The organism is Haladaptatus marinus, from assembly GCF_051194195.1.
In genome coordinates this window covers 1,432,213-1,458,838 of the sequence record NZ_JBLZNK010000003.1, presented here as the reverse complement: position 1 = coordinate 1,458,838, position 26,626 = coordinate 1,432,213, and the positions used below count along the sequence as shown (strand labels likewise).

Below are 26,626 nucleotides of genomic sequence, written 5' to 3'. Positions count from 1 at the left end.
ACCATCCTGCTGTCTGCGACTTTTCGCCCCATTACAACGCTTCTTTGTACGCCTCCAGCGTTTCCTCGATGTCCTCCTCGGTGTGGGCGTAGCTGATGAACTGGGATTCGAACTGGTTCGCCGTGAGGAAGATACCCTGTTCGAGCATCGCGGGCCAGAAAAGGCGTTCCCAGCGCTCGGTTTCTGCGCGGTCAACGTCGGTTTTGTCCTTCGGACAGTAGTCGAATCGCGGACAATCCGGATTCTGCATGCAGCCCGCGTCACACTGGCCATCCAGGTCGCGCGGCCCGTCGCGCGTGAAGATGACCTTGAACATGCTGTCCTGTCCGACCACGGTATATTCCGGCGCGTGGTCGGCGAGGATGTCGGTCAGCCCCGACCGAAGTTTCTCCCCGAGACCGTTGACGTGGTCGTACACGTCGTTTTTCGCGGCGAATCGAAGCATTTCCAATCCGGCGGTGAGCGAGAGCGGATGGCCGGAGTAGGTGCCTGCCTGAAACACGTTCCCGGTCGGCGCGAACTGCTCGATGATGTCCGCCCGCCCGCCAATTGCACCGACTGGGAAGCCGCCGCCGATGATTTTGGCGAACGTCGTCAGGTCGGGCGTGACGCCGAACTTGCCCTGTGCGCACTGCAATCCGCCGATTCGGAAGCCGGTCATTACCTCGTCGAAGACGAGAAGCGAGCCGTGTTCTTCAGTCAGTTCGCGCAGCGTTTCCAGATAGCCATCGGCGGGTGGGATGCTGGCGTAATTCCCGAGAATCGGCTCGGTCATGACACACGCGATTTCGTCGCCGCGCTCCTCGAACAGTTCGCGCACGGCCTCGGCGTCGTTGAACGGAAGGGTAATCGTCTCTTCCGCGAACGCCGCTGGAATCCCGCTGGAACTCGGTTCGGAGGTCCGGCCCGAGGCTCCCTGCACCAGCGTCGATTCCTGCGCACCGTGGTAGCCGCCCTGCATGACGACGATTTTGTCGCGTCCGGTGTAGCCGCGCGCGAGGCGCACGGCGGAGGAAGTCGCCTCGGTTCCGCTGTTGACGAACCGAATCATCTCGACGCTCGGGACGTGCCGGGTGACGAACTCCGCGAGTTCGACCTCGACCTCCGCAGGAGCACCGTACATCGGCCCGTCGGCGAGTTGGGACTGAAGCGCGGATTGCACTGATTGTGGCAGGTCGTGACCCAAGAGGAGCGGCCCGTAGCCGCCAACGTAGTCCAGGTACCGGTTTCCGTCGGCGTCGATGACGTGCGCGCCGTCGCCACGTTCCACGAAGAACGGATACGGTCGAACTGCCCGAACAGGGGAGTTGACGCCGCCCGGCGTCACTGATAGCGCGCGGTCGTACAGGTTTCGAGAGCGCTCGCGGTTCATAGTCGGCCGGTTCGGACTGCCGGGTAAAGTTACTATCGAGAATACGTGGATAGGGAGAGTTTCGATAGTGGAATTTCCGAATAGCCCTTCTATCGTGGAAATCGCTTTCCCGCCGTAATGACAGCAACTGCTAGGCGCAAATGACGCCCTCACTCGTCACTCGCTCCTTGTAGTTGTAATCAACACTGATTTTCTCACCGATGACGAATCCAAAGGATGTGTTCTCGCTACGAAATAGATTTGTATAGACAGTTTGAACAGAAGTTTATCACGACGGTTTCCGCCCGTGATGCCCTCCGATATGCGACGGACGACGAGATGCTGAAGCTCTACGGCGTAGTTATCGGGTCGTGGATTGTGGCGCTTTTCGCCCAATTCGTTTTTCAGACCTCCTACCAGCCAATCGTAACATTCGGAGCAGGCGTTCTCTTTCTCGGAAGCGCCGTCGCATTCATTGGTGGTATCGTTGCAACCGCGCACAAAGTGCTCGCCGAGAGCTAACCGATAAGACGAATCGGAAAAGCGAATCCGCGAACTGAACCGTCTTACTGCTGGAAGTGATCCTGAAGGATTTCGAGCGTCTTCTCGCGGTCGTCCCAATCGATGAACAGCGCGACACTGGTCGCGCTGGTAATCAGGTCGTGGATGTTGATGTGGGCGTCCGCGATCGGTTGGACGAGTTCGTGGATGATACCCGGTTGGTTGGGAAGTTCGCCACCGGTAACCCGAATCACGGCGACGGGGTCGTCCACGGTGATGCTGGAGAGGGATTCCTCGCCGATGACTTCCTGATGAAGGATGTTTTCGGCACGCTCCGAAACGTCGGTATCCACGTAGAACGTGATGCTGTCCAGTCCGCTCGCCACGGCGTCGATATTGATTTCGCTGTCGCCGAGCGCGGTGGAGAGGTCGGAGAGGATGCCGGGACGATTCCGAATCGCGCGCCCTGCAACGGTCAGACAGGACAGCGGTGATTCCCGCATGTCGATAAGGTTCTCGAACTTTCCGGTGACGCTCGTTCCGCCAGCGAGCAGGTCGCCGTGCTGATAGTGAACCACGCGGACGTGCAGGTCGTCGTCCTTGTACGAGAGTGCCGACGGCGCGACGACTTCCGCCCCGCGGAACGAGAGGTTCCGTAGTTCGTCCACCGTGATTTCGCCGACGTTTCGCGCACCCTCCACGACGCTCGGGTCGCCGGTCATGACGCCTTCCACGTCGGTGATGATGACAACCTCGTCGGCGTCCATGTAGGTGCCGAGCATCACGGCGGTCGTGTCGCTTCCGCCGCGTCCGAGGGTGGTGACGCCGCCGTTCTCGTCTTCGGCGAGGAAGCCCGTCACGACCGGAACGGTATCGTCCAGTTCGGCCGCGAGTTCGGCGGCGCGTTCTTTGGTCACCTCGGCGTTCACTTCCCCGCGCGAATCGGTGACGATGGGCCACGCCTCACTCCCAGGTTCGACGAACAAGGCATCCACCCCGCGCGCGGCGAGGGCGGCTTTGAGCATTCGGACGCTGGTGCGCTCGCCCATGCTGACGATTTCCGCTCGGTCGGGGTCGTCCGCGTCGAACTTGATTTCGTCCAGCAGTTCGTCCGTGGTGTTCCCCATCGCGCTGGCTACGACGGCGATTTCGTGTCCCGCCTCGACGGCGGCGGCGACGGAGTCTGCGGCCCGGTTGATGCGGTCACCGCTTCCGAGGCTGGTGCCTCCGAACTTGGCGACTACGCGCACCGAACCACCATCCGTGGTCGGTAATTCATGCGCGAGAGTAGCAACGGTGGTCAGATAACTGCTTTCATGTCCGGAATTTCTGCCAGTTACTCGTTTGCAAATATCTCGCGTGAGAAAATAGTGCAGAGACAACCGCACACCGACCGGCGGTTTAGTTCGCCGACACGGAGACACTTGCTGTATCGGTGTCGTCGTTCGCGTCCGTGACTTCGAGTTCGACGGTCAGCGATCCACAGGTCGGCACGGTCACACAGACCGAACTCCCGGTCTCCTCGAACTGGCCGTCACCGTCGGTATTCCATTCGAACTGGAGTTCGCATCCAGTCGAACAGGACGCATCGAACCGGATAGTATCTCCGGCGTCGATGTCGTCCGAATCCGGGTTCGGTGTCGCTTCGATGCACGCTTCCGGTTTCGGGTGGGCACACTGGTCGTCCGATTCGTCGTCAGTCGGCAGTCGGTTGTCCGCGTCCGGTCGTTCATCACACGACTCGAGGACGAAGAGATTGGAGTAGTAGACGTACCCATAGTCGAGCGTCGAACCGGCCGGATACGTTGTAGCAACCAGTTTCCCGTCCGCTACGACGGGCGTTCCAGCGGCGGGCGGATCTTCTGGTGACGTTTCGAGGTCGCTACCGTCGAGCAAGTACGACCACTTCTTGTCACCGGTCGCACCATCGATGGCGTGAACGAGCGCCTGGCCTGCTGATGAAGTCGAATCCGGTGCGTACTGGCCACCGATGTACACCGTTCCGTCGCCGACGCTCGGACTGCTGAAGAACGTTCCTTCGACCTCCGCCGTCCAATCCTCAGTGCCCGTGTCGGCATCGAGTGCCATCACGGACGTTTCCTCGGGGGTCGAATCGAGGAGGATCACGCGGCCGTCGGTGACGGAGAGTCGCCCGTCCCATCGGTTGTTCCCGGAATCGTAGCTCCATTCGACCGCTCCAGTGTCCGCCGAGCGCGCTTCGACGGAGATGCGATCATCGTCCCCGACGATATACTCGGTTCGAGTGTAGTACACCATCTCGTCGTGAACCGTAGGGTTACCGAGCGTTCCGTTTTCGGGTGGAACACGCCACATCGTCGACCCGTTGTCGGCATCGAGCGCCCGTCCGTTGCTGGTGAAGACGGTTTCATCGGCGTACGTCAATGCGTCACCGACATCGTCTGCCAGCCCATCGATGCCGTCAGCTTTCCAGACGGTGTCACCGTTCTCACGGTCGAACGCAAACGTCCCGTCGCGGTTCGACGAATACACGATGCCGTTCGAGATAACCGGAGGTGACCACACGTCGTGATCCTTGCGAGTCCACATCGTCTGACCGGTTTCCATGTCGAGTGCGTAGAACCCGCCCTCGTCGGAGTCGGAGGATTCGAGAACTTGGCTGGCGAAATAGATCATTTCGTCACTGAGCCCCGGCGTCTTCGGTGCTGGGAGGTCGGCACGCTGCCACAGTTCGTCACCAGTTTCGAGGTCGTACGCACCGATGTAGCCGTCGTTTTCGGCAGCGCTGTTGTCCGTCGTCACGGCGAGATAGACCGTTTCGTCCGCGACGATGGGTTCGACGTTATACATGCTCCCGTCCAAATCCATCTGCCAATCGAGCGCAGCGTACGGCATCGGACCGCTCTCATCCGTCGAACCTGTTCTCGCTGGCCCCGACCGCGGACCCGGCCACCAGTCTTCTCGTTCATCGTCGTCATCGGAATCTTCGTTTCGGGCACCGGAGGTAGTGCTTCCGTAGCCCACTGCACCCATCGTGGCACCGACTGATTTCAGGAATGTTCTCCGATTTCGATAATTCCAGGTGTGTGATTTTTCACTCATATGCTACGTATTAAAATCAATGTAGACTGGTATTGTTATGGGCTCCCTGAAGAGAGAATTTCACCCTCAGGACATATATAACAATGGCTTAAAATAAAATTGAATTAATTATGTCTTGTAAAGAAATGATAGAGCGTTCAACGCGCGTTTTTCACACAGTGACACAGAGCACCATGTCACATTTCCGAATGATAACTGAAAGAGATCCGTCGAGAGAGGGTCTGTGAATGCCGACCTACAACATCGGCGACGAAGGGGCGGACGACACCGGAGCGAACGCCATCGACCCCGTTCTCGATGACCTCGTCGGAAGCGATACGACCATCGTGTTCCCTCCAGGGACGTACGAACTCAACGAGCTCGTTGTGCAATCGGGTACGAACGACCTCGAACTCATCGCACCGGACGGTGCACGACTCGTTCCGGGGCGGGCGGGAGATAACATCCGGTGGATCGACGTGTCCTCGAACGGGTTCGTGCTGGACGGCTTCGAACTCGACATGCGGAACACAACGGTGCCGCCGTTCGTGCAGATGAACTCCAGCGCTGGCAATTGGGAGCTCAGGCGACTCATCACCCGCGGGCGGGTGAGAGCAGCCACTGACACGAACGTCGGGTCGAACACCTCGGGCGACGCCCGAACCTACTTCCGGTTGTCGGCAGCGGCGGGTACGCGCGGGCTCTTACAGGACTGTTACTTCCACGAAGGGTCGTGCGAACCAGATGAAGCGAGCAATCGGCGCGCGATACTGGTCGAATCCGCGAAGGGTGCGCTCACGTTCAATCGCTGTTGGTTCGAAAGCTGGGGCGAAAACACGATTTACGCCAAAAAACCCGAAGGGCGGCTCAAAATTCTGAACTGCTTCGTTCGCAACTCCCAAAACGGGCTGCGACTCGGCGGCAACACCGATGTTCGTAACTGCGTCTCGATCAAAAACGACCGCCATCCCCGGCAGGCGTGGTCGGGCGGGTCGCTCCAACGCGGCGTGAACGCGGAAGCCACCGATCTTGCGGATCCGGACGCGGGCATCAACAGCTACGACGGCACGCTCCTCATCGCCGATAGCGACTTCTATCACCGTTATCTGGACAGCAGTTGTGGCGGCGCAATCACAGCCCCGACGCCGTGCCAGCGCATCGACGTTCAGAACGTCCGCATCAGCTATAATTCGAGGAAAAATCACGACGCCATCTACACCTACGAGGGGCAGATGAGCGACGGCACACCTTCGAACCTCGCGTACCTCCAACTCGAGGACGTCCACGTCACCAACGACCACAACTCGGAGTACGGCGTCTACATCGGACAGGAGCTGGACACGTGGGGGACGGTTTCCGGCGTCATCGGCGGAAGCGGCCCGCAAACCAACTCTACGTATATCGGGAATCGAATGACGACGAACGGCAATCCCACTCAACCGGATACGACGCCGCCATTGCCGAGTCCGCCACCACTTGGCGAGGTGCCGATGGAACCGTCGCAACTCGTCCGCATCGATAACAACGGAAATAGCTCGCCGACGACGTTCCAGATTACCGCCGGAGAGTACGTCCTCCCGGCGGGCAACGACGGGGCGACGATACCGACTGAATGGGGGCCGGATGGAGAGCCGAGGCGACCGCCAAATGCAGAGGTCGCCACTGGCACGATTCCAGCAGGACAGACGTACGCCTTCTACGTGACTGGCGGCATCGTCTCGGTCAAGGCGGACGGACCTGCGACCTGGACGGTTGATGGCGAACTGTACGACCCGGAGGCAGAGGGCGCGCTCCTGACGAACACCCTCTCCAACAATCAGACGAGCAAAGACCAATGGCAGCAGGCCGAATCGGTCGTCCAACCGAACGGCGTCGCTATCGCGAACCCGCTCTCGTTCGACGGCAGCCAACCGACCCACGTTCGCCTCCGAAACGTCGGCGACGGTGACTTCGAATACAAACTCGAAGAGTGGGCGTACCTCGACGGCGCACACGTCAGCGAAACGTTCCACACGCTCGCCACGGAACCCACCGAACGCGAGTTACAGCTGGTCGATGGCAGTTCATATCGGGTGAAAGCCGGAACCGCGTCCGTCCAGGACGACTTCGTGACAGTCTCATTGGACGATTTCTTCGGAACGGAGACACCAGTCGTCCTCGCGCAGGCACAGACGTTCAACGGTTCCGACCCGGTCGTCACACGACTACGAAACACCTCGGGGAATTCGTTCGAGGTGCGCCTCCAAGAGGAGGAAGCGGAGGGAAGTCACACGAGTGAGACGGTCGGCTACATTGCGCTTCAGCAAACGGCGGGTGAACTCAACGGCACCGCGTTCGAGGTGCAGCGAACCGACGAAAGCGTCACAGACGAGTGGTCGCGTATCTCCTTCGAACAGGAGTACGAAACGCCACAGTTCGTCGCCGGTATGCAGACGTTCAACGGCCCCGATACAGAAACGAATCACGGTTCGGAATCGGTCGGCTACGCCGTCTTCGAGAACTCGGTTTGAGACCCGCCCAGTTGGCAGCGCGGGGAATAGGGCGCACCGTCGGGAGAGAATCACCGTCCGGCGGTCGAGAACGATGCTGCGACGACCGGGGGTTATTCCGTCGGTTCGACTTCGGAGGCGTCGTCCGGGACGGCGGGACACTGTTCCTCCGGGGGGGATTCGGACGGTTCATCGAGCACTGCCTCCGACTTTTCGAGTTCTTCGATCGGGTCGAATGTGACGAGTCCCTTTTCGCCGGTGTACTCGTACGCAACCCACTCGGGAATCGTAAGGACGCTGTTCATCTTCCGGATGCGAATCCGTTTGACGAGGACGTCCTCGATAACCGACCCGTTCAACTGCAGGTCGATGAGACCATCCATGACGTAGCCCATGTCGTGCGGGAAGATATCCTCCTCACCGGCGAAGGTGGCACCCGCGAACACCGGGACAAAACGACCTTTACACACGTCTGCTCGCACGTCTTTCACGAAATCGTAGGCCTGGACGGGTTGCACGAGCGTTCCGAACTCCGTCAACGAGTCGAAAACCACGATGCCGGTATCGCTCATCGAGAGCGATTCGAGACAGTTGTCGAGTTTGTGCTGCAGTTCGCTCGTATCGGTCGGGTCGCGGACGGTGGTCGTGACGGAATTGGTAACTCGATGCAAAAACTGGTTCCAGTCGTCCATCCGGGCGAACATTCGGTTGCGGTCACTGACTCGGTAGGTGAAGCAGTCGACGATGTGAAATTGACCGGATTCGAGGTACGGTAGGACGTTCCACTCCAACGAGAGGAACTGTTCGACGATGGAAACGGGAGGTTCGGTAAAGCTCAGGATAACGGCGGGTTCGTCACGTTCGAGCGTTCGCCAGATGAGTTCGGACTGAATCGCGTTGTCTCGAGTGCCGCCTTCGCCGGAAATCAGGACGAAGGAGTTCCGGGGGAGGCCCTGCGGCAGATGATCGTCCAACGCCGATACACCCGTTACCAGTTGCCGAAATCCGTGGTACTCGGTGAAAACCCGGTCGTTCTCTTTCATCTCGTTTCGGCACGTTTCCGAGCAGAACTCGTACGTATCCGCCTCGTACTCCAGTATCACCGGCTCCCCGGGGCACGGAAGACGACAAAAATCACATCGATTCTGGTCGTGGCCGCCGGGTGTGTCACTCATACCCAATCGTTGGCACCCGAACGAAATGAAGCTACTCCCGGTTTTAATGTCCGGGAGGGAGAACTCCAACCATGCGTGTCCGAGATGCGGTGGAAGCAGACGGCGGACGCCTCGCGGCGCTCGCCGACCTTCCGACCGAAGTGATGGCCGACGTCGTTCACGACCGGGCAGTCTGCGTCGCCGAATCCGACGAGAAAATCGAAGGGTTCGTCGGGTTCGAAGCCGACGAAAAGTCAGTTCACGTCACGCACCTCTTCGGGGAAAAATCCGCCTGTGAACATCTCCTCGCCGAACCGATTCGGTTCGCGGAGCGCGAATCGATGCCGGTCGAGATACTGCTTCCGGAACCGAAACCGGAGACCATCGAAGTCGCCGAAAGTGCGGGATTCAAGGAAACGGAATCCGGACCGTGGTTCGACGGCCAACGAACCCGTCGGTTTCGACTGGAGAACCCAAAGACAGAATCGGAGTGAGTAACTCACACGGTAGAAACCACCACATGTCGAACGCCCACTTTCGAAACGTATTTTAATCTCACCCGACTACGAAGAGATGCGTGTCCGGGTTGGGGTAGTGGACTATCCTCCAGCCTTGTGGAGGCTGGGACGCGGGTTCGATTCTCGCACCTGGACCTTGTCAAATTTTTTCCACTTCCAAAGGCGTAAGAGAGTGTTTTTATCGTACGATTTTACGATTAAGGGTTGCCATGGTTGGCAAAAATTCGTAATTCTTTGAGGGTCCCTGAATACCGGTTACGACGTGATTAGCGCCCGGAGTTCATCTTGGGTAATCTTCTCAAAGTCGGCCTTCCGATGACACCTGATACAGAGACAGATCACGTTGTCAAGGAAGTGTGCGTCCGTTCGGGTGTGACCATCCGATTCAATGAACCAGCGAACGGGGACGATGTGATGGACGTCAGGATTCTGCCCTAGTTCATTTCGGGTGACTCCACAGACTCGACATCGGCGGTCATCGCGTTCAAGAGCTTTCTGCCGTATTTCGTTCCAGCCCTTTCCATACGCATCGTTTCCACCACCGCGCCAGTTCGGATGACCGGATCCGCTAAACTTCTCTGAGAGCCATTCTCGACGACATCCTTCACTACAGACGACCACCTTACTGATGTTACTTGAATATCGTTCGACGGTGGTGTTACACATTACATAGTTCACTCTGCGTCTGCCACCGTTCCATCGTGGGTTATCCACACCAGTTGCCTTGGGTGGTGTTTGCCAGTTTTCGTTATGGACGCAATCCGAACAGTAGCGACCTTCCTTCGTTGAAGGATAAAATTCGAACTCAGTTCCACAGAGATTGCAGGTTCCAACCGTCTTACCGTCCTTGTAATTGGGATTTTTTGACCCCCAATTAGACGTGCTTTCTTCACGGCACGACTCAGAACAGTACCGCTTCTTATATCCGGAGTGAAATTCTGTTCCGCAAGCAACACACGTTCGATTCGGCAGTCGCTCGTCGTGTACACTGCTGTGATGAACACTTCGTCCACGCTGTGAGTCGAACATCCGGTCACACGTCGGACAGGGAAACTCGCTCATTCGGCGTGCTCTCCCTGAGAGAGGTGGAAACTGCCGTTCGATTCGTTTGTCAGCGCAACCGCTATTCGGTGGTATCCCCCCTTCCAAGTCATGGTATCTCGCAGGCCCGGCGATGCGCGCCTGCAGGCGCGCGGAACAAACGCAATTGAAACAAGAAAATCGAACTTACTGCCACAGAAAGTGGGGAACGAACACGGTGAAAGTAGATTACATCTTGTTAGGAGGACGATGCCTGTCCCCGCTCATAACCAATTTGTAGATAACGAGAGTCGTTTTTAGCAATAGAGGATCACATAAATGGTGGTTGTCTCGATAAGCATTTTGAAATTTGTTTAAATAAATTACTAAACTGAATTCCGATGAAAATGAGACACACAAATGTTATGTTCCTACTACCAATGTCGAGAAGACGGAGTTCGAGAGGGGTGGCACTTGAACGGCATTCAGTCACGGCTGGGTAATTCAGGAACGAATGTTCTGACTCAGCATGGATCAGGTACACCCCACTGAATAGCCTGTGCGGCGCTGAGAACGGCCGAGAGCGACGCTCGGCCGCATACATTTGGCGTACACCCCCGAAAATCGTCCGGGAGATGGACTGTCAAGGGAGAACGTAGAATGATATGGTTCAAAGAGAGGAGTACACAGCAGTGCAGGACGAATCGCGATTCGAAACTGGCAGTGAAAAGCCTCCTATCGCCAGGTTCTTAGTTAATAAATCTGCATGAAAATACCAAGGGTGAAATGGGCGAATCGGCAGACACAGGAGATTTGTAACAGTATTAAGGCTGCTCAACATCGTCTCAGTTTTTATTGGACATCCATCAACCAGATTCGAGCATTCCGGTTAATCCCCACAGAGAGTGGCTGTACACGTCGAATTCTTGATTTTGAATACGAGGAGACAGGTCGGTCGTGAAATCCTGAAACGCCCGATTTGGCCATCAAATCCGGAGATGTAGCGGCGAATCCTCTTTTTCGGTCATCACCCAGACAAATGCACTCGCAGCTACGACAGTTACTTCAACGAGAAATTCAACAGAGAACGGCTCGAGAACCGTATTTCGACAGCAAGCGCCCATGGTGTAATGGTGTGCAACCCCCCGTGAATGCGGTCGAATTTTGATTTCGAAAACGGTAGTCTACACCCCTATATTGTATGGATGATTCACGGAGTGTGGCTGTGTTGTACGCCTCCCTTTCTAGTCCGTTACCGTATGAATTGCCGGAGTACGTCCGTTTGAAAATGGGTGTGCGATCAAGAATCGCACTTCAGATGGCAAGCAACGTATCGATCGCATACAGTACCATGTGTCGTAGCTGTTATAGAAGATTCCCGCACACAGCAAACGAGCGTAGGTACACAGGGGCTCTGGTTCGATTCTCGCACCTGGACCTTTCTTCGGTGAACAAAATGACGAGCATTGGGTAATGTGTGCTCGCTCTCCCCGGATGTTTTGCGACCCCCGAACGAAAAAATCCGCACAATATCGGCCGAGACATGTCGCTCCGTCTTGATTCGGCGTCGCCGCGAAACTACTTCTCGGAGTAGTCGATGGTGACCTTTTTGACGCCGTAGATGTCGTCCCAATCCTTGTCTTCGTCCATCAGCAGAATCATTATCGTGACCTCGCCATCCTGCGTTTCGGACTGTTTCAGGCTGTCGGGACGAACCTCGATGGTGTACTCGCCGTTCTCCTTCTGAGAAACCTGCTTTCGCTCGATGAGCGTACCGTCGGTGCGAGTAAAGCGCGACCCGTTGTCGAGCGACCCGTCAACGTAGACAAGGAAGAAGGGTTCGCCCGTCACGGAGCCGTGGTCCGCCGGGTCGATGTTCCCCATCCGAGTGTCGGCGGTGACCTGCAGGTTGAAATCGGAATAGCCGCCGCCACTGGCCTCGGTTTTGTCCACGAACTCGACGCTCTTGATTCGACCTTGCTCCCGGTCTTCCTCTTCCATTTTGTTCTGGAGCGGCGTGTTCGGAGAGGTGGGCTTCGACCACGACCCGGACGAGGCCGTCGTCGTCGAGGAATCGGTAGTCGAGGAGTCCGAATCCGTTTCGGTGGTCGTCGTGGCCTGCGCCGTAGTGGTCGTCGTTGTCTGTTCAGTCGCATCTGCGGCCGTCTGTGTCGTCGTGTCCGCAGTCGACGTGGAACCTTCGGATGGCCCGAAGCCACTACAGCCTGCGAGCAGGACGACAAAAACAACCGCAACCGTCATGAATCGTTGGCGTTCCATGCATTTCCGTCGTAACACCGTGGTAGGATTATTATGAATGCCGTAACGTGCTGATTATGGTTCTCGTAATAACTAGACAAAAGCATTCGGAAATGACCAGTATCATCGGCCGATACTGATGATTTTATTATGTATTTCGCTATTCTCGGTACACGCGGAGAGAAAAAGCGGCACAGAATGTACAGCAAGCTGTGTCGGTTTATACTTCGGTACTTACCCGACAACTACCCCAATTCTGAACGCCAGAACGTCAGGAAGCCGACTCCGAGTGAGACGGCTGATCGGCCGAGCAAGACGAAGACATTGCACCACGTTTCCGCCCACAACTCGTCGTTAGAGCCACGTGTACTGCAACGCTACCGATTCGTGCTGGTCGGTGACCCCGGCGTAACCGTATCGACCACTGGGAAGCGATGGTCGTGGCCAGACCACTCGACAGGAAGTCGTGTGGTATTCCCCCACAAAGCATTTACCGCTTTCAGCGAACGGATTATTCGTGACGGGAGTTCTGCACTCCGAGCGAAAGCCGGGATTAGTGCATCGCCTCTGACCCCTCCTCGTCACACTTGCCTCTGACTTCCTTTCCGTGATGAATATGGATCATCGATGCTACGTCTCTCATCACCTCGCACGCCGAACCGAAGGCAAATTCGATCGAGTTTGAACTAAAATCAGGCCATAATGAGCCATTACACAAGTCGATGGAAACCGAGTGAGAACTATGTCCATCCAAACAGCCAACTGGTTCGCTGCGGAAACGGAGCGACCTGGCCACGATGGAGTCAACCGGTACACGCTGGTTGCTCCATTTACGATGGATCCATCGCGTCCAGTGAGTCTTTGTGTCGCCGATGCAGTGACTGCGGTCACCGAATCGTCCGGCCAGACGACGCTCGCGCTTTACGAATATCTGGATCCGGACGCGCTCGATGAAATCGTCGACGCAAGCACCGGCAAACGAAGTCACGTGGAAGTCAGGTTTACCATCGAGGAGTATCTGGTCATCGTCCGCAGTCCGCATACGATTCTCATTTACGAACCGGAATATCAACTCCCGTGAGGATACGTCCGCAGGACGCCACCGGATGACTCGAATCCCGGAGAAGAGGCTTCTTTCAGGGCGGGAAAGAGAGAGTGAACATCGAAAAATAGTGTATGCTGTATTGTGGCCACGAATCGTCGGCGGAGCGTCATCGAACTACCACCGGATGACGGAGTACAGCGCATCTCTTAGGACGCATCGTTCAGGATGAGTAGCTGCTCTTACCCGAATGCGGCATTATCTTGGGGCCAACACGTTTAGAACGGCTGTTCGCTCGGCGTCATTTCCTCCTCCGAGCGTCCGCTGCTCTTGATGATGTCGAACGCCGTCATCAGGTCGGTTCGTGAGATGATGCCGGTTACGTTTCCATCCACATCGATGACCGGGAGACGACCGATACCGTTCTGCTGGATGGTTTCGAGGGCTTCGAGCGCGTCGCTGTCGGCGGGAATCGTCTTCACGTCGGTGGACATCACTTCCTGCACCCTGTAGGCGTCGCGTTCGACGGGTCGAACGCTCCGCGCGTCGTCCAGCGTTATCATCCCGACGAGTTCGCCGTTATCGACGACGGGATAGCCGGTGTGACGCTGTTTGAACATCATTTCCAGCAAATCGGCGATGGGGGTGTCTGACGAGACGGTTTGCAGGTCTTCTTCGGGAGTCATCACGTCCCTGACGCGAACACCTCTGAACGCGGCCGAAAGGACGGTTTGTTGTGCTTCGCCGGTCGCACCGATGTAGATGAAAAACGCGATACCGATGAGGATGATGTTGCCGCCGAGCAGGCCGAAGAGACCGAGGAGGATGGCAAACAGCTTTCCGACTTCGGCGGCGGTCTGGGTCGCCTCGGCGAACGGTCGGGTGCGTGCGAGCAAGGCACGGAGAACCCTACCGCCGTCCATCGGGAAGCCGGGCAGGAGGTTGAAGGCTGCGAGCACGAGGTTCATCAGTGCGAGGTAGGCAACGACGAACCGGACAGCCTCCAACTGGACGGGGATGGCGAACAGCGCGAGATAGGAGATAACGCCGAGGACGATACTGACGACAGGCCCTGCAACGGCGATGAGCAGTTCCTCGAGCCAGTTCTCCGGTTGGTCGGTGAGGCGGGCGATACCGCCGAAAATCCACAGCGTGATGGAATCGATGGGAAATCCGAATCGCATCGCGACGACCGAGTGGCCGAGTTCGTGGAGTACGACGCCAGCGAACAGGCCGATCGCGGCGGCGGCCCCGAGCACCCACGGCATCATCCCGGACGAGAGCGGTTCGGCTGTCAGCCCCAGCCCCCACAGTTGGTTCAGCGTCTCCACCCAAAGGCCGACCTGCGTTCCGATGAGCCACGCGAACACGGGCAGGATGAGCAGGAACGTGAGGTCGAGTTTGATCGGGATGCCGAACGCGCTTCCGATTCTGAAGCTACGCATGGGAGTATCTAGCGGCGGAAACGCCTTAAACTTCGTCGCGCTCGGAACGTCTCCGAAGTATTCAAGGGGTCGCTCCGGGGAGAAAATAGTGTGACTGGTCCCGACTATTTCAAGCGGACAGCAGTAACTCGCCTCGCGGTCGAGTCGGACGACCGCGACCGCCTGCTGGCGATGGTGCGCGAGTGGAAACGGGGGTGTCAAATCGCGGTCAACACCGCGTGGGGGAACTGCCATACGCGCAGTGAGGTGCAACAACTCGCCTACGATGTCCTCCGCGAGCGCACTGACCTCGGCAGTCAGCACGCCGTCCTCGCCACGCACCGCGCCGCCGAGGCGATAAAAGGTGCCCTCGATAGGAGCGATGGAAGCGCCGAAGACACCGAGAAACCGACGTTCACCAGCCCGACAGTTGTCTACGATTCGCGGACGATGACGGTGTTCGATGACAAAAGCGTCAGTCTAACGACGACGGAAGAGCGCATCCACTGCGACCTCGTCTTTTCCCCGGGTGGCTATCAGTCGCAGTATCTGGACGACGACCGCTGGGAACCCGCGAAGAGCAATCTCTGTTATCGGGATGGACAGTTCGATTTGCACCTCGGATTTCGAACCGAGCGTCATACCGCCCCGGACGAGAATGTGCCGGACGAAACCGCTGCCGTCCTCGGCGTCACGCTCGGCGTCGAGAATTTAGCAGTGACGAGCACAGCACGGTTCTTTTCCGGCGAGGAACTCGCCCATCGTCACCGGGAGTTCGCCGAACGACGCGCGGAGCTCCACGAAACCGGTACGCGAAGCGCACTGCGAACGCTCCGACAGGCAGGTGAACGAAACGCCAACTTCGCGCGGGACATCCTCCACACTGTCGCGGGCGGGATTGTCGAGGAAGCGGAAACGCACGGCTGTTCGGCCATCGCGTTCGGCGAACTCGAAGCAGTGCGGGAGATGCTTCCGGAAGCCGACGAGTTCCACGCGTGGGCGTTCGAGCGACTGTTCGATTTCGTCGCCTATCGGGCTGAAGAACGTGGAATCACCGTCGTACAGGTGAATCCGGAGTACACGAGTCAACGATGCACCGCCTGTGGGTTCACCCATCCGCAGAACCGCGACCTCGAACGCAGTCATTTCGAATGCCTGAAATGCGGCAACGAGGCGAACGACCACTACAACGCCGCGAAGAACGTCGGCTTCCGATGTATTCGACGCGGACCGCTCTCGTCGCGCGGTGTCGGTGCGAAGTACTGTTCACTCGGGTCGGGGCGAGTGACGCCGGACGGAAATTTCGTTCCGAACGAGGAACTCGCCGAAGTGCAAAAACCTTAGCCCCTCTGCCGTGAATAGCGGATATGGCCGAACCAATCGTGCGAAAATCGGACGACATCGAATACGAAGCAGTCGGGGCCGCAGAGGGTATGTCGAAAGGCGTCCTCATCGGCGACGAACAGGACGCACCCAATTTTGCGATTCGACGGTTTATGCTCGAACCGGGAGCAGAAGTGCCCGAGCACACGAACGATGTCGAACACGAACAGTACGTGTTGGAAGGAGAGTACTCCGTCGGCATCGGAGACGAGGAATACGAAGTCAATGCTGGCGACTCGCTGCTTATCCCTGCCGGTGTCGTTCACTGGTATCGAAACGAGAACAACGAATCGGGTTCGTTCCTCTGTGCAGTGCCGAACGGGGACGACGAAATTAGCCTCGTCTAGCGGCGCTCCGAAAGCGAAATTACGGTGTCGATAGATGCGGACAACCAAGCATCCGCCGCTCGTGTGTCGCGCATCCGGATCAACGGTCGTTCGTGATCCGAGCCGTCCTCGATTTCCAGAATGACCTTCTCATCGAACCGCCGTGGGAGTTCTTCTTCTTGCGTGCTTTCCATTACGTTTTGCCACCTTGGAGACGCTACCGTGCGCTGTCCGGTGTTAGCGAACGAACCGGCTTTGTTATGAGCCGGTTGCAAAACGGTATCCGCGGAATAACGCTCTCTCGAGTGCGTTATTGGTCTGTTGACGATTTTCAATGACTGATTTCCGAGTCGATTGATACCGCCTACCATATGCCGAGAACGGTATCCCGAGCGGCCGAGGAATTCATTCAGTCCGAATCGCTCAAATAGCTTCACCGTTTAGCAATTGCCGTGTCGAAGCAGGCCCAGCAGGTGGAAACGCTCTTCTGCCACGAGACCGACCGCGGCTATCAGATCATCCCCCAACAGGGCGGTGAGCGACTGTTCCGGGGAATTCTCGAACTCAAAGAGACGAGTGCCGGGCCACGTCCGGGACGGTTTCTAGTGAAGGACGGATCGAGCGAGAAACCGCGCAACCCCGACGACTTCATCGAACTCGCGCGTGGCGCAGACCGCATTCGCATCTCACAGCAGACCTCCCGCGATGGGCGCGCCGAATTGAAAGAGATGCTTTCGGGCTACCAACTCGATGCGACGGCGGTTCGAACCTGCCGACTCTGTGCGAACAAGGGAGAGTACTCGCCCATCAGCAGCGAGACAGCAATCGACGCGGGGAACGAGTATATCTGTCCCGACTGTGCGACCGAAGAACTGGAACGCGAACTCGCCTTCAGGGGAGACCTGACGGGGGCCGCCCACGACCGTTTGGAGGACTTACTGTTGGAGGTACAGGATTTGGAGCGAATCACGAACCTCCTGAAAGGGCAACTCGACCCCGACTTGACGAAGTTCGACGAAATCAGCGCGAACGTCGATGACGTGGAGTTACAGCAAGTCGATTCGTTAAACCTCCATCCGGGCATCCAAGACCTGCTCGAATCGCGGTTCGATACCCTCCTCCCCGTCCAGAGCCTTGCGGTGCAAAACGGACTCCTCGACGGCGACGACCAACTCGTCGTCAGCGCGACGGCGACCGGAAAGACCCTCGTCGGGGAGATGACGGGACTCGACCGCGTGTTGAACGGACAAGGAAAGATGCTCTTTCTGGTTCCCCTCGTCGCGCTGGCGAACCAGAAGCACGAGGATTTCAAGGAAGAGTACGGCGACCTCGCAAACGTGACCATCCGGGTCGGTGCGAGTCGCGTGCGCGATGACGGCAACCGTTTCGACCCGAACGCGGACATCATCGTCGGTACCTACGAAGGAATCGACCACGCGCTCCGAACCGGGCGCGATTTGGGCGACATCGGAACGGTCGTCATCGACGAGGTGCACACCCTGCAAGAACAGGAGCGCGGACATCGACTCGACGGTCTCATCTCGCGGTTGAAATACTACTGCAAGGAACGCGCGAAACGGAAAGAGGAGTACTGCGGCGCACAATGGGTGTATCTCTCCGCGACCGTCGGCAATCCGCGCGACCTCGCGGGAGCACTCGAAGCGAATCTCGTGGAGTTCGAGGAGCGTCCGGTCGCGCTGGAACGTCACGTCACCTTCGCCAGCGGGCGCGAGAAACCGGATATAGAGAACAAACTCGTCAAGCGCGAGTTCGACCGCGAATCCTCGAAAGGCTATCGCGGGCAGACCATCATCTTCACCAATTCGCGGCGACGCTGTCACGAAATTTCGAGAAAGTTGGAGTACAACGCCGCACCGTATCACGCCGGACTGGATTACGGGCGGCGAAAGAAGGTCGAACGCATGTTCGCCGAACAGGAGTTGTCGGCCGTCGTGACGACCGCCGCACTCGCCGCCGGGGTCGATTTCCCGGCCTCCCAAGTCATCTTCGATACGCTGGCGATGGGTATCGAATGGCTCACTGTCCAGGAGTTCCACCAGATGCTCGGTCGTGCCGGGCGTCCGGACTACCACGACCGCGGGAAGGTGTATGTCCTTGTCGAACCCGATGGAAGCTATCACAACAGCATGGAGATGTCGGAGGACGAAGTGGCGTTCAAACTCCTGAAAGGGGAGATGGAAGACGTGCGAACGCTCTACGACGAGAGCGCCGCAATCGAGGAGACGCTGGCGAACGTTACGGTTGGCGGCAAGGCCGCAAAGCGCCTGAACGACCGTATGATTGGCGACGTGCCGACGAAACACGCTATCGGAAAACTCCTCGAATACGAGTTCATCGACGGTTTTTCGCCCACCCACCTCGGTCGCGTCATCACGAGTCACTTCCTCGCACCTGACGAGGCCTTCCGAATCGTGGACAGTATCAGGAAGGACAAACACCCGTTCGACATCGTCGCCGATCTCGAACTGTTCGGTGATGACGAGTGACCTCCGACTCAGTCCACGGTTTGTACTGGCACTCGTAACATCGATAATAGAACAAATAACGAATACAGCAGATTGTGGCATCGAATATCGTTTATTGATGTCGGTCTCACTGCCCACTAATGCCCTCCAGAGAAAAGGTTGACTTCCTCGCCAGTTCGCCGACTCGCCTTTGTCTCCTCCGCGAACTGGATGGCCAACGACATACTTCGAATACGCTTACGGAAGTGTGTGCCTGTTCGCGGGCAACCGTCCATCGAAACGTGGAGACGCTACAGAACTACGGCTGGATTCGACCGATCGACGGAAGATACGAACTTACCGTGGTCGGGAAGCGAATCCTTCGGCAGTTCCACTCACTCCTCGAAACGACATCCTGCGTCGACACCTAATCCGACTTTTTCGACCATATCGGCGATCCCGGCCTCGACATTCCGCTCTCCGGATTCGAGACGGGAACCGTAGTAACCGCGACGCCCGGTAATCCGCATGCACCGGTTCGACGCTTCAGGAAGACGCTTGAAGAGCTTTCGAGCGAACACTTCTACGGTATCTCGCCGATCGTCAGTCCGGAGTTCAACGAAGCGAGCATGTCGTTCATCGATGCAGGGACACGGATCGAGCTCATTATCGACGAAACCGTTCTCGACATCTCCCGGTCGATATACAAATCCGCCTTCGCCGACGCGCTCAACGACGATGACTTCTCCCTGTTTGTGTCACCCGACGACCTATCGTTCGGTCTCGCGGTATTCGACGACCGGGCGCTCGTCGGAGCGTACAGCGAAAGTGGACAGTTGCAAGCCTGTCTCGAAAGCCGTGACGACGAATTCGTGAAGTGGGCGACGGAACGGTACGACGAACATCGCAGGAGGGCAAGCGCGATCGAAGCGATACTGGATGGAAAGTGACTGTTTGTCTAGCGAACGTCGAAGCGGCCGTTCGCGGATAGATGAGCGGTGTCGAGGAACGAAACGGAGACTGGATGGCGCCAGAAGTTCCGATTACTAAATGTAGGGACGTTTCTTCGACGGGAAATAGTTGTCTCGGGGGGCAGTTATACTTATGCGGTGAACGACCGTGCATCCTCCGAAAGACGTTTTGCACCGTGAAACATCGTGGATGAACGGAGCACAGAATGCCGACCGGCGAGACCGGTAACGGTTTCCGCCATCGGACGTCAAACGAAACGCTTTACAATGCAAGTGCTCTACTCGTGAGTACGGGATCGTGGGGTAGCTTGGTATCCTTTCGGCCTTGGGTGCCGATAACCCCGGTTCAAATCCGGGCGATCCCATTCAGATTTTTCGGTGAACAGTACCGTGAGCCGTCCTGCTGTCCTGAGCACCGAAAGAAGTGAACGAGTTTTTCCTTCGTGGGCAACGCTGGCCAGCTAATCCGGGTCGATACTTCGTCCGAAAAATTAGGAAGGGAGCGTTTATTCGGCCTATTGATTCTGTTTCGATCGTGCTTCAGTTTCCTCGGCGTCCGTGTCTTCGTCTGTCGCAGTCGAATCGCCAGCCATCATCGATTTGACCTTTCGTCTGACAATGAAGTAACCGCCGACCGCAAAAGCGCCGAACGCGACTGCGCCGAGTTTGCCGAATCGGCGGTAGCCGAACTTTGCCGCTTTCTTGCCGACCGTCAGTGGTCCGAGCATGGACGATGCATTGGCACACGCTTCAGAAGGTGGTGTGGTTGCAAATGCAGGGAAGTTATCCGTCGGTATCGTTGTCGAAACGGACACGGAAAAGTAATTCATCCGATAATATTTCCGAATGATATATATCCGGTGCCTACATAATAGATTATTATAATTAGTGGCATGAGACGAGGATTGAGCCATGAGAGTATCGGCAGGTGGTTGCGCCGCGCGCGGTCAACCGACGAAATCGAAGTGAAAGCGAACAACCGAGAGACGGAATATAAGGAAACGAAACGTGAACTGGTATCGAAACAGGTGTCGATGACCGACTTCGCGGTCGAAACTGGATTGATGCCCGAGGAGCATATCGTGCAGTTGCTCGAAGACCGTCGCGGCGAACTGCGCCAACAGGAAATCATCACGAAAACCGGGTGGTCGCGCTCGACCGTGAGTAGACTACTCACGAGAATGGAGCAACAGGGCCAAATCGTTCGCGTTCGCCTCGGTGTAGAAAACGTGGTGTACCTTCCGAATTCGGTGCCCGATTTCGCTCGTCGGGGCGAACCCCTTTCAGCAGTGACAGTCTGACGAAATATTGCGAAACTTCTTACGTAATCGGCGACCAAGAGTTGATGAATGGCTCGCGCGGAAAACACGGAACTGGTAGACCGATTCGAGCAGTTCTACCGGCGGTATTACAGCGACCAAGTCGGGGAACTCGCCCAACAGTACCCCAACGAAAAGCGGTCGCTGTATATCGACTGGAACGACCTGTATCGATACGACGCAGATATCGCAGACGACTACCTCGCGCAACCGCAGCAGTTGCAAGAGTACGCCGAGGAAGCACTTCGCCTGTACGACCTTCCCGTGGACGTGAGTCTGGGGCAGGCACACGTTCGCCTCCAAGATCTGCCGGAACACACGGACATCCGCGCGATTCGTGCCCGGCACGTCAACACGATGGTCAGTGTACAAGGAATCGTCCGCAAAGCGACCGGCGTTCGACCCAAAATTCAGGAGGCTGCCTTCGAATGCCAACGCTGTGGAACGCTGACGCTCATCCCCCAGTCGGGTGGCGATTTTCAGGAACCACACGAATGTCAGGGCTGTGAACGACAGGGACCGTTCCGCATCAACTTCGACCAGTCCGAATTCATCGACTCGCAAAAGCTCCGCGTCCAGGAGAGTCCGGAGGGCCTCCGCGGCGGTGAGACGCCACAGAGCATCGACATCCACATCGAGGACGATATCACCGGACAAGTCTCACCCGGCGACCACGTAACTGTAACGGGCGTTCTCCACCTCGAACAGCAGGGAAGCGGGCAGGAGAAATCCGCCGTCTTCGACGTGTACATGGACGGCGTCTCGGTCGTCATCGAGGACGAGGAGTTCGAGGACATGGATATCACGGACGAGGACAAAGAGGAAATCATCGAACTCTCGAACGAACCAGACATCTACGAGCAGATGGTTGCCTCCATCGCCCCCGCCATCTACGGTTACGACGAAGAGAAACTGGCGATGATTCTCCAACTCTTCTCCGGCGTGACCAAACACCTCCCGGACGGGTCGCGGATTCGCGGCGACCTGCACATGCTCCTCATCGGTGACCCGGGTACGGGTAAGTCGCAGATGATATCGTACATCCAGCACATTGCACCACGGTCTGTCTACACCTCCGGAAAGGGTTCGTCCTCCGCAGGTTTGACCGCCGCTGCAGTCCGGGACGACTTCGGCGACGGCCAGCAGTGGACGCTCGAAGCAGGTGCGCTGGTGCTCGCGGACAAGGGTATCGCGGCGGTGGACGAGTTGGACAAGATGAATCCCGACGACCGCTCCGCGATGCACGAAGGGCTCGAACAGCAAAAAATCAGCGTGAGCAAAGCCGGGATTAATGCAACGTTAAAATCGCGCTGTTCGCTTCTCGGGGCGGCGAACCCGAAGTACGGACGGTTCGACCAGTACGAACCCATCGGCGAACAGATCGACCTCGAACCCGCACTCATCTCGCGGTTCGACCTCATCTTCACGGTGACGGACAAACCCGACCCGGATCACGACTCACGGCTCGCGGAACACATCCTCCAGACCAACTTCGCCGGGGAGTTGAACACCCAGCGAACGGAAATCAGCGCGCCGAACATCACCGAAGAGCAGGTTGAAAGTCAGACGGAGGAAGTCGCACCGGCCATCGACGCCGAACTCCTGCGCAAATATATCGCCTACGCGAAATCGAACGTCTATCCGACGATGACCGAAGAGGCCCGCGAGGCGATTCGGGATTTCTACGTCGATTTGCGCTCGAAGGGTGCCGACGAGGACGCGCCGGTTCCGGTGACGGCCCGAAAACTGGAGGCGCTCGTCCGACTGGCGGAGGCGAGTGCGCGGGTTCGGCTTTCGGATACGGTCGAACAAAAGGACGCAGACCGTGTCATCGAAATCGTTCGGTCGTGTCTGCAAGACATCGGCGTCGACCCCGAAACGGGGCAGTTCGACGCGGACGTGGTCGAGACGGGAACGTCGAAGACCCAGCGAGACCGCATCAAAAACATCAAACAGCTCATTGCGGACATCGAGGGCGAGTACGACGAAGGTGCACCCGTCGAAGTCGTCCTCGACCGAGCGGACGAAATTGGCATGGATCCCTCGAAAGCCGAGCACGAAATCGAGAAACTAAAACAGAAAGGCGAGGTGTACGAACCCTCTACCGATCACCTACGAACGACCTGATATGGACAGAATCTCCGCGCTCCGGAACATCGAGGACGCTCTCTCCGCGTTTGAATCCGGTGAGAACGACGTATCGAGGGCGGGAGCACTCGACGGGACAGCCTCGACGGACATAGCATCGCTCGCCGGAATCGTCGTCGTCTCTTCGAGCGGATGCTCACCGTTCTCACGGTTGGCGATAACGGCATCCGCACTCGTTCCCAGGTCGGCAAGCCGGCCGCGCATCCCCTGAACCGCGTCCGCGCCGCAGTGAGAGGCCGGTGCGACGAGCGCGATGGAATCGACGGCGTTCACTACCGCAACCGATTGATTCGCCGCGATTGGCGGCGTGTCGACAAGAACGTGGTCGAACCGGTTCGACAGGGTTTCGATGAGTGATTCGAGTCGCTGGGCTGCATCAGCCCTCTTCGCGCGCGCAAGCCGCTCGAAGGTGCGTATGTCGGACAGAGGGCGAGCCTTCCGGGAGTTTCTACGGGGTGATCGATGAGCACATCAGCGAGTTCGTGCTGGTCGTGGTCGTCGGTGAGCAGCGCGGTAAGGTCGGTGTCGATACGACCGGGTGCGTGACGGGCCTGGCCCTGCGTCGCGAACGCGGCGTCGAAAATCACCACGTCGCGGCCAGCGTGAGTGAGGATGGCACCGAGTTCGACACAGAGGCGTGTCGTCCCGGCCCCGCCAGTCGCGCCGACGAGTGCGGCAGTTCGTTTCACGGTTCTACAGCGGAATAGATTCGTGCTAGTATAAAAAGCCGCGGCTTACCGGGAGTCGCGGATGTCGTCCGCGATGTCGTCTAGTTCACTATCGGAGAGATCCGGCCTGCTTCCGGCGATAGCGTGAATCGGGTGGCCACCGTCGTCGTCGAATCGCGGGATAATGTGCCCATGAACGTGCGGAACTTCCTGTCCCGACGCCTCCCCGTTGTTGAACGCGACGGTGCTCGCGTCGGCGTCGACTGCGTCCTCGACGACGGGTGTGAGGCGATGGAGCACCGAGAACACGTCGCTGGCAGTGTCCTCGGGTAAGTCGGCGAGAGTCTCGTGATGGGACTTCGGAATGACGAGCGTATGTCCCGGGGCAAGTGGGTTCGCGTCAAGGAACGCGAACACGCTGTCGTCCTCGTAGACGGTCTTGCTCGGGATGTCTCCTGCGACGATTTGACAGAAGATGCAGTCTTCGGGCATATTTCTCTAGTCGTGGGACGGCATGATGAAAGTTGAGGCTTCGTGGCAGCGTCGGATGTTCTACTCCCGCAGTTGGAGCAACTGCCGACGCCGCGATTCGATGTCGAAGTTCGGCTCGAGTTCCGGATCCGCCGCGAGTCGGTCGAGGACGAGCAGTGGATCAACGCCGGCCGCTTCAACTCGGTCGAGCAGGGCGTCGATCCCCTGACGGTGGAGGGCGAGCGACGAGAGGAGTGCGGTCGCGAGCGCCATTGCGGCGGCGGCATCGCGCTCTTCCGGAAGTGCGTCGCTTATCACCGTGAAATCGGTGAGTTCCGTTTCCAGCTCTTTGACCGGATCGAGTTGAAGACAGTGTGGGCACAGGAGTACCGATGCCGGTTCCCCCGGCACGTGTTCGCGGAGTTCGGACGGAACAGCGAACGGAAGTCGTTCTTCCCCACATTCAGAGCACATCATAGGTGAAAGAAGGATTGCAATCTTCAAAAACTTACCAGTTTTTTCTTTGATATCACTGCGTCGGAGGAGGTGTCTTCGTGCTGTCTTCGCCCTCATCAGTCACGTTAATCGGAATTCCGCTATCGCTGTTCTCACCGAATCCAGCACTCAGGACGCGCGTCAAGGCATCCTCGACGCTCTCGTCCGTCTCGGTGAACTGGTCGGGTTCAACTTCCACGACGAATCCGGTCGTGATGTTCGGTGCGGTCGGCAGAAAGAGGAGTTCTCGGCCGTCGTCGGTCGTCTTCCCGGTTTTGAATGCCGTCATCCGCATCCCTTTCCACGTCTCGATTTTGACCGGTTTCTGGAGTTGGTTGGTGTCCGACAGCGCGGTTTCGGCGGCCATCTTGGACGCGTTGTAGACGATTCGAAGGCCGGGCAGTTGGTTCATCGCGCCGTCGATGGCGTTTTCGACGATTCCACCGACGGCCGTTCGCATGAGATACCCCACGCTGAGCACGAGCATCGAAAACACCGTGAGGACGATACCGACGCGAACGAGGCTTCCGGGAACGACTCCCCAGTACGTCTGCGGGATACCCTGCAAAAACGGCAATTTGGCGATTTTGAGAAACACCCACGCAACGATGTAGGCGGTAACCAGTAAGGGGGCGAGAACGATGAGACCGCTTCCAGCGTCACGCTTCCACGATGACATTTGTGTGTAGCATACGAGTGCAGGAATATAAACCAGTTGCAACGTTCGCGTTTATCTGCCGAGCACTGCGCGGGCCGCAAACAGTAGGTTCTCCTTGCGCTCCATCACGCGGCGGTAGAAGTACGACATCCATTTGCCGCCGTATGGAACGTACTGCCAAACTTCGTACTCCTCCGCGAGTTCGTACTGGGCATCCTCGCGCACACCCATCAGCATCTGAATTTCGAAGTCCGTCCCGTACTCGTCGTGAAGCTCTTTGGCGTATTCTATCATGGCCGGGTCGTGACTGCCGACCGCGATACCCCCCTCGAACTCCTGAAACATGTATTCGAGATAGTCGCGGTAGACGGCGTTGACCTGGTCTTTTTCTTTGTAGGCGATTTCCTTGGGCTCGTCGTAGGCACCTTTCACCAACCGAACTTTTCCGGGGAGTTCGGCGAGTCGTTCGAGGTCGTCCTCCGTCCGCTTCAAGTTCGCCTGGATGCAGACACCGATACCACCGTCGTGCTCACGGGTGAGTTGCTCGAACACGTCGAGGGTCGCGTCCGTCGTCTCGTGGTCTTCCATATCGATCCAGACGAACGTGTCTCCGGCGGCGTCCGCGATGCGCTCCATATTTTCACGGAAGACGTGCGTCCCGATATCGAGGCCGACCTGCGACGGTTTGACCGAAACACACGCGGAGAGGTCGGAACGTCCGATATCTTCGAGCAGTCGGATGTACGTCTCGGCGTCCTCGTCCGCCGGTTGTCGGTCGTGGTAATGTTCGCCGAGAAGGTTGAGAATGACGCTGACGTTTCGCTGATTCAGTTCTCGTGTGTGTTCCAGCGCCTCTGCCGGTGTTTCGCCAGCGACGAACCGACTGGCAATCGGTGGAATCATA

At 57.7% G+C, this 26,626-nt stretch carries 26 protein-coding genes and 2 tRNA genes; 14 read left to right on the top strand and 14 right to left on the bottom strand.

Going from position 1 to position 26,626, the window contains the following annotated elements; translation table 11 throughout:
• Window positions 1-31 precede the first annotated feature (31 nt).
• The gene (gene hemL / locus ACN2TU_RS13780) at window positions 32-1,372 is read right to left on the bottom strand and encodes a glutamate-1-semialdehyde 2,1-aminomutase (RefSeq protein WP_435156057.1); all 1,341 of its coding nucleotides are present in this window, start codon (window positions 1,370-1,372) and stop codon (window positions 32-34) included.
• A gap of 240 nt (window positions 1,373-1,612) precedes the next feature.
• Between hemL and ACN2TU_RS13775 the strand changes: the two genes are divergently transcribed.
• Window positions 1,613-1,873, top strand: a complete 261-nt coding sequence (locus ACN2TU_RS13775; RefSeq protein ID WP_435156055.1) for a hypothetical protein — start codon at window positions 1,613-1,615, stop codon at window positions 1,871-1,873.
• 44 nt (window positions 1,874-1,917) lie between these two features.
• Here ACN2TU_RS13775 and ACN2TU_RS13770 read toward each other — a convergent pair whose 3' ends face one another.
• Together ACN2TU_RS13770 and ACN2TU_RS13765 are read right to left on the bottom strand one after the other, a co-directional pair.
• Window positions 1,918-3,102 carry an aspartate kinase gene (locus tag ACN2TU_RS13770; protein ID WP_435156053.1) on the bottom strand — a complete coding sequence of 395 codons (1,185 nt, stop codon included), beginning with the start codon at window positions 3,100-3,102 and terminating at the stop codon, window positions 1,918-1,920.
• 151 nt (window positions 3,103-3,253) lie between these two features.
• The gene (locus tag ACN2TU_RS13765; protein ID WP_435156052.1) at window positions 3,254-4,933 is read right to left on the bottom strand and encodes an outer membrane protein assembly factor BamB family protein; all 1,680 of its coding nucleotides are present in this window, start codon (window positions 4,931-4,933) and stop codon (window positions 3,254-3,256) included.
• A gap of 227 nt (window positions 4,934-5,160) precedes the next feature.
• Here ACN2TU_RS13765 and ACN2TU_RS13760 point away from each other — a divergent pair, with 227 nt between their 5' ends.
• Window positions 5,161-7,422 carry a hypothetical protein gene (locus tag ACN2TU_RS13760; protein ID WP_435156051.1) on the top strand — a complete coding sequence of 754 codons (2,262 nt, stop codon included), beginning with the start codon at window positions 5,161-5,163 and terminating at the stop codon, window positions 7,420-7,422.
• 92 nt (window positions 7,423-7,514) lie between these two features.
• Here ACN2TU_RS13760 and ACN2TU_RS13755 read toward each other — a convergent pair whose 3' ends face one another.
• Window positions 7,515-8,576 carry an ATPase domain-containing protein gene (locus tag ACN2TU_RS13755; RefSeq protein ID WP_435156049.1) on the bottom strand — a complete coding sequence of 354 codons (1,062 nt, stop codon included), beginning with the start codon at window positions 8,574-8,576 and terminating at the stop codon, window positions 7,515-7,517.
• A 71-nt stretch (window positions 8,577-8,647) separates the two neighbouring features.
• On the opposite strand from ACN2TU_RS13755, the gene ACN2TU_RS13750 reads away from it, so the two are divergent.
• Both ACN2TU_RS13750 and ACN2TU_RS13745 read left to right on the top strand, forming a co-directional pair.
• A complete protein-coding gene (locus tag ACN2TU_RS13750) occupies window positions 8,648-9,049 on the top strand; it encodes a hypothetical protein (RefSeq protein WP_435156048.1) in 402 nt (133 codons plus the stop codon).
• Window positions 9,050-9,135: 86 nt separating this feature from the next.
• A tRNA-His gene (locus ACN2TU_RS13745) sits at window positions 9,136-9,208 on the top strand.
• Between the two features lie 299 nt (window positions 9,209-9,507).
• Here the strand turns inward: ACN2TU_RS13745 and ACN2TU_RS13740 are convergent.
• The gene (locus ACN2TU_RS13740) at window positions 9,508-9,681 is read right to left on the bottom strand and encodes a hypothetical protein (protein ID WP_435156047.1); all 174 of its coding nucleotides are present in this window, start codon (window positions 9,679-9,681) and stop codon (window positions 9,508-9,510) included.
• A gap of 1,990 nt (window positions 9,682-11,671) precedes the next feature.
• Window positions 11,672-12,373, bottom strand: coding sequence for a DUF7537 family lipoprotein (locus tag ACN2TU_RS13735; protein WP_435156045.1), 702 nt, complete (start codon window positions 12,371-12,373; stop codon window positions 11,672-11,674).
• 721 nt (window positions 12,374-13,094) lie between these two features.
• Here ACN2TU_RS13735 and ACN2TU_RS13730 point away from each other — a divergent pair.
• Window positions 13,095-13,433 carry a HalOD1 output domain-containing protein gene (locus ACN2TU_RS13730; protein ID WP_435156044.1) on the top strand — a complete coding sequence of 113 codons (339 nt, stop codon included), beginning with the start codon at window positions 13,095-13,097 and terminating at the stop codon, window positions 13,431-13,433.
• 239 nt (window positions 13,434-13,672) lie between these two features.
• Here the strand turns inward: ACN2TU_RS13730 and ACN2TU_RS13725 are convergent, their stop codons facing one another.
• On the bottom strand, window positions 13,673-14,839 hold the full coding sequence (locus tag ACN2TU_RS13725) for a M50 family metallopeptidase (RefSeq protein ID WP_435156042.1): 1,167 nt from the start codon (window positions 14,837-14,839) through the stop codon (window positions 13,673-13,675).
• Between the two features lie 90 nt (window positions 14,840-14,929).
• Between ACN2TU_RS13725 and ACN2TU_RS13720 the strand changes: the two genes are divergently transcribed.
• Window positions 14,930-16,162: an RNA-guided endonuclease InsQ/TnpB family protein gene (locus ACN2TU_RS13720; protein WP_435156040.1), complete on the top strand. Its 1,233-nt coding sequence runs from the start codon at window positions 14,930-14,932 to the stop codon at window positions 16,160-16,162.
• Window positions 16,163-16,185: 23 nt separating this feature from the next.
• A complete protein-coding gene (locus tag ACN2TU_RS13715) occupies window positions 16,186-16,548 on the top strand; it encodes a cupin domain-containing protein (protein WP_435156039.1) in 363 nt (120 codons plus the stop codon).
• On the opposite strand, the gene ACN2TU_RS13710 is transcribed toward ACN2TU_RS13715, so the two are convergent.
• Window positions 16,545-16,721, bottom strand: a complete 177-nt coding sequence (locus ACN2TU_RS13710; RefSeq protein ID WP_435156038.1) for a hypothetical protein — start codon at window positions 16,719-16,721, stop codon at window positions 16,545-16,547. The two genes, ACN2TU_RS13715 and ACN2TU_RS13710, sit on opposite strands and share 4 nt — an antisense overlap.
• Before the next feature lie 258 nt (window positions 16,722-16,979).
• Here ACN2TU_RS13710 and ACN2TU_RS13705 point away from each other — a divergent pair, with 258 nt between their 5' ends.
• The 4 genes from ACN2TU_RS13705 to ACN2TU_RS13690 all read left to right on the top strand — a co-directional run bounded on the left by ACN2TU_RS13705 (window position 16,980) and on the right by ACN2TU_RS13690 (window position 20,328).
• Window positions 16,980-19,034: a DEAD/DEAH box helicase gene (locus ACN2TU_RS13705; protein WP_435156036.1), complete on the top strand. Its 2,055-nt coding sequence runs from the start codon at window positions 16,980-16,982 to the stop codon at window positions 19,032-19,034.
• A 119-nt stretch (window positions 19,035-19,153) separates the two neighbouring features.
• Entirely contained in the window at window positions 19,154-19,423 is a 270-nt protein-coding gene (locus tag ACN2TU_RS13700) for a helix-turn-helix domain-containing protein (RefSeq protein WP_435156035.1), read from the top strand.
• A gap of 18 nt (window positions 19,424-19,441) precedes the next feature.
• A complete protein-coding gene (locus tag ACN2TU_RS26955; protein WP_472850207.1) occupies window positions 19,442-19,942 on the top strand; it encodes a helix-turn-helix transcriptional regulator in 501 nt (166 codons plus the stop codon).
• A gap of 313 nt (window positions 19,943-20,255) precedes the next feature.
• Window positions 20,256-20,328 (top strand) — tRNA-Pro (locus tag ACN2TU_RS13690).
• A gap of 150 nt (window positions 20,329-20,478) precedes the next feature.
• On the opposite strand, the gene ACN2TU_RS13685 is transcribed toward ACN2TU_RS13690, so the two are convergent.
• The gene (locus tag ACN2TU_RS13685; protein WP_435156031.1) at window positions 20,479-20,691 is read right to left on the bottom strand and encodes a hypothetical protein; all 213 of its coding nucleotides are present in this window, start codon (window positions 20,689-20,691) and stop codon (window positions 20,479-20,481) included.
• Window positions 20,692-20,856: 165 nt separating this feature from the next.
• Here ACN2TU_RS13685 and ACN2TU_RS13680 point away from each other — a divergent pair, with 165 nt between their 5' ends.
• Genes ACN2TU_RS13680 through ACN2TU_RS26950 form a run of 3 tightly spaced genes read left to right on the top strand, consistent with a single transcriptional unit; the run spans window position 20,857 to window position 23,641 of the window.
• The gene (locus tag ACN2TU_RS13680; RefSeq protein WP_435156030.1) at window positions 20,857-21,264 is read left to right on the top strand and encodes a helix-turn-helix transcriptional regulator; all 408 of its coding nucleotides are present in this window, start codon (window positions 20,857-20,859) and stop codon (window positions 21,262-21,264) included.
• A gap of 48 nt (window positions 21,265-21,312) precedes the next feature.
• Window positions 21,313-23,409, top strand: a complete 2,097-nt coding sequence (locus ACN2TU_RS13675; protein ID WP_435156028.1) for a minichromosome maintenance protein MCM — start codon at window positions 21,313-21,315, stop codon at window positions 23,407-23,409.
• Window position 23,410: 1 nt separating this feature from the next.
• Window positions 23,411-23,641 carry a DUF7854 family protein gene (locus ACN2TU_RS26950; protein WP_472850203.1) on the top strand — a complete coding sequence of 77 codons (231 nt, stop codon included), beginning with the start codon at window positions 23,411-23,413 and terminating at the stop codon, window positions 23,639-23,641.
• Window positions 23,642-23,702: 61 nt separating this feature from the next.
• Here the strand turns inward: ACN2TU_RS26950 and ACN2TU_RS13665 are convergent, their stop codons facing one another.
• Genes ACN2TU_RS13665 through ACN2TU_RS13645 form a run of 5 tightly spaced genes read right to left on the bottom strand, consistent with a single transcriptional unit; the run spans window position 23,703 to window position 26,625 of the window.
• Window positions 23,703-24,119, bottom strand: coding sequence for a hypothetical protein (locus ACN2TU_RS13665; RefSeq protein ID WP_435156024.1), 417 nt, complete (start codon window positions 24,117-24,119; stop codon window positions 23,703-23,705).
• 45 nt (window positions 24,120-24,164) lie between these two features.
• On the bottom strand, window positions 24,165-24,590 hold the full coding sequence (locus ACN2TU_RS13660; protein ID WP_435156022.1) for an HIT family protein: 426 nt from the start codon (window positions 24,588-24,590) through the stop codon (window positions 24,165-24,167).
• A 60-nt stretch (window positions 24,591-24,650) separates the two neighbouring features.
• The gene (locus tag ACN2TU_RS13655; RefSeq protein ID WP_435156020.1) at window positions 24,651-25,046 is read right to left on the bottom strand and encodes a DUF6276 family protein; all 396 of its coding nucleotides are present in this window, start codon (window positions 25,044-25,046) and stop codon (window positions 24,651-24,653) included.
• Between the two features lie 52 nt (window positions 25,047-25,098).
• Window positions 25,099-25,743 (bottom strand): DUF502 domain-containing protein, encoded by a 645-nt coding sequence (locus tag ACN2TU_RS13650; protein WP_435156018.1) that lies wholly within the window; start codon window positions 25,741-25,743, stop codon window positions 25,099-25,101.
• A 51-nt stretch (window positions 25,744-25,794) separates the two neighbouring features.
• Complete coding sequence (locus ACN2TU_RS13645) at window positions 25,795-26,625, bottom strand: proline dehydrogenase family protein (RefSeq protein ID WP_435156017.1); 831 nt, start codon at window positions 26,623-26,625, stop codon at window positions 25,795-25,797.
• Between the last annotated feature and the right edge of the window lies 1 nt (window position 26,626).

Coding starts and splice junctions, on each gene's coding strand:
- ACN2TU_RS26950 (WP_472850203.1), top strand. CDS start 23,411: ATGGACAGAATCTCCGCGCTCCGGAACATCGAGGACGCTCTCTCCGCG.
- ACN2TU_RS13685 (WP_435156031.1), bottom strand. CDS start 20,691: ATGCTCGGACCACTGACGGTCGGCAAGAAAGCGGCAAAGTTCGGCTAC.
- ACN2TU_RS13735 (WP_435156045.1), bottom strand. CDS start 12,373: ATGGAACGCCAACGATTCATGACGGTTGCGGTTGTTTTTGTCGTCCTG.
- ACN2TU_RS13765 (WP_435156052.1), bottom strand. CDS start 4,933: ATGAGTGAAAAATCACACACCTGGAATTATCGAAATCGGAGAACATTC.
- ACN2TU_RS13760 (WP_435156051.1), top strand. CDS start 5,161: ATGCCGACCTACAACATCGGCGACGAAGGGGCGGACGACACCGGAGCG.
- ACN2TU_RS13660 (WP_435156022.1), bottom strand. CDS start 24,590: ATGCCCGAAGACTGCATCTTCTGTCAAATCGTCGCAGGAGACATCCCG.
- ACN2TU_RS13715 (WP_435156039.1), top strand. CDS start 16,186: ATGGCCGAACCAATCGTGCGAAAATCGGACGACATCGAATACGAAGCA.
- ACN2TU_RS13700 (WP_435156035.1), top strand. CDS start 19,154: ATGCCCTCCAGAGAAAAGGTTGACTTCCTCGCCAGTTCGCCGACTCGC.
- ACN2TU_RS13680 (WP_435156030.1), top strand. CDS start 20,857: ATGAGACGAGGATTGAGCCATGAGAGTATCGGCAGGTGGTTGCGCCGC.
- ACN2TU_RS13655 (WP_435156020.1), bottom strand. CDS start 25,046: ATGATGTGCTCTGAATGTGGGGAAGAACGACTTCCGTTCGCTGTTCCG.
- ACN2TU_RS13730 (WP_435156044.1), top strand. CDS start 13,095: ATGTCCATCCAAACAGCCAACTGGTTCGCTGCGGAAACGGAGCGACCT.
- ACN2TU_RS13755 (WP_435156049.1), bottom strand. CDS start 8,576: ATGAGTGACACACCCGGCGGCCACGACCAGAATCGATGTGATTTTTGT.
- hemL (WP_435156057.1), bottom strand. CDS start 1,372: ATGAACCGCGAGCGCTCTCGAAACCTGTACGACCGCGCGCTATCAGTG.
- ACN2TU_RS13750 (WP_435156048.1), top strand. CDS start 8,648: ATGCGTGTCCGAGATGCGGTGGAAGCAGACGGCGGACGCCTCGCGGCG.
- ACN2TU_RS13725 (WP_435156042.1), bottom strand. CDS start 14,839: ATGCGTAGCTTCAGAATCGGAAGCGCGTTCGGCATCCCGATCAAACTC.
- ACN2TU_RS13675 (WP_435156028.1), top strand. CDS start 21,313: ATGGCTCGCGCGGAAAACACGGAACTGGTAGACCGATTCGAGCAGTTC.
- ACN2TU_RS13650 (WP_435156018.1), bottom strand. CDS start 25,743: ATGTCATCGTGGAAGCGTGACGCTGGAAGCGGTCTCATCGTTCTCGCC.
- ACN2TU_RS13710 (WP_435156038.1), bottom strand. CDS start 16,721: ATGGAAAGCACGCAAGAAGAAGAACTCCCACGGCGGTTCGATGAGAAG.
- ACN2TU_RS13645 (WP_435156017.1), bottom strand. CDS start 26,625: ATGATTCCACCGATTGCCAGTCGGTTCGTCGCTGGCGAAACACCGGCA.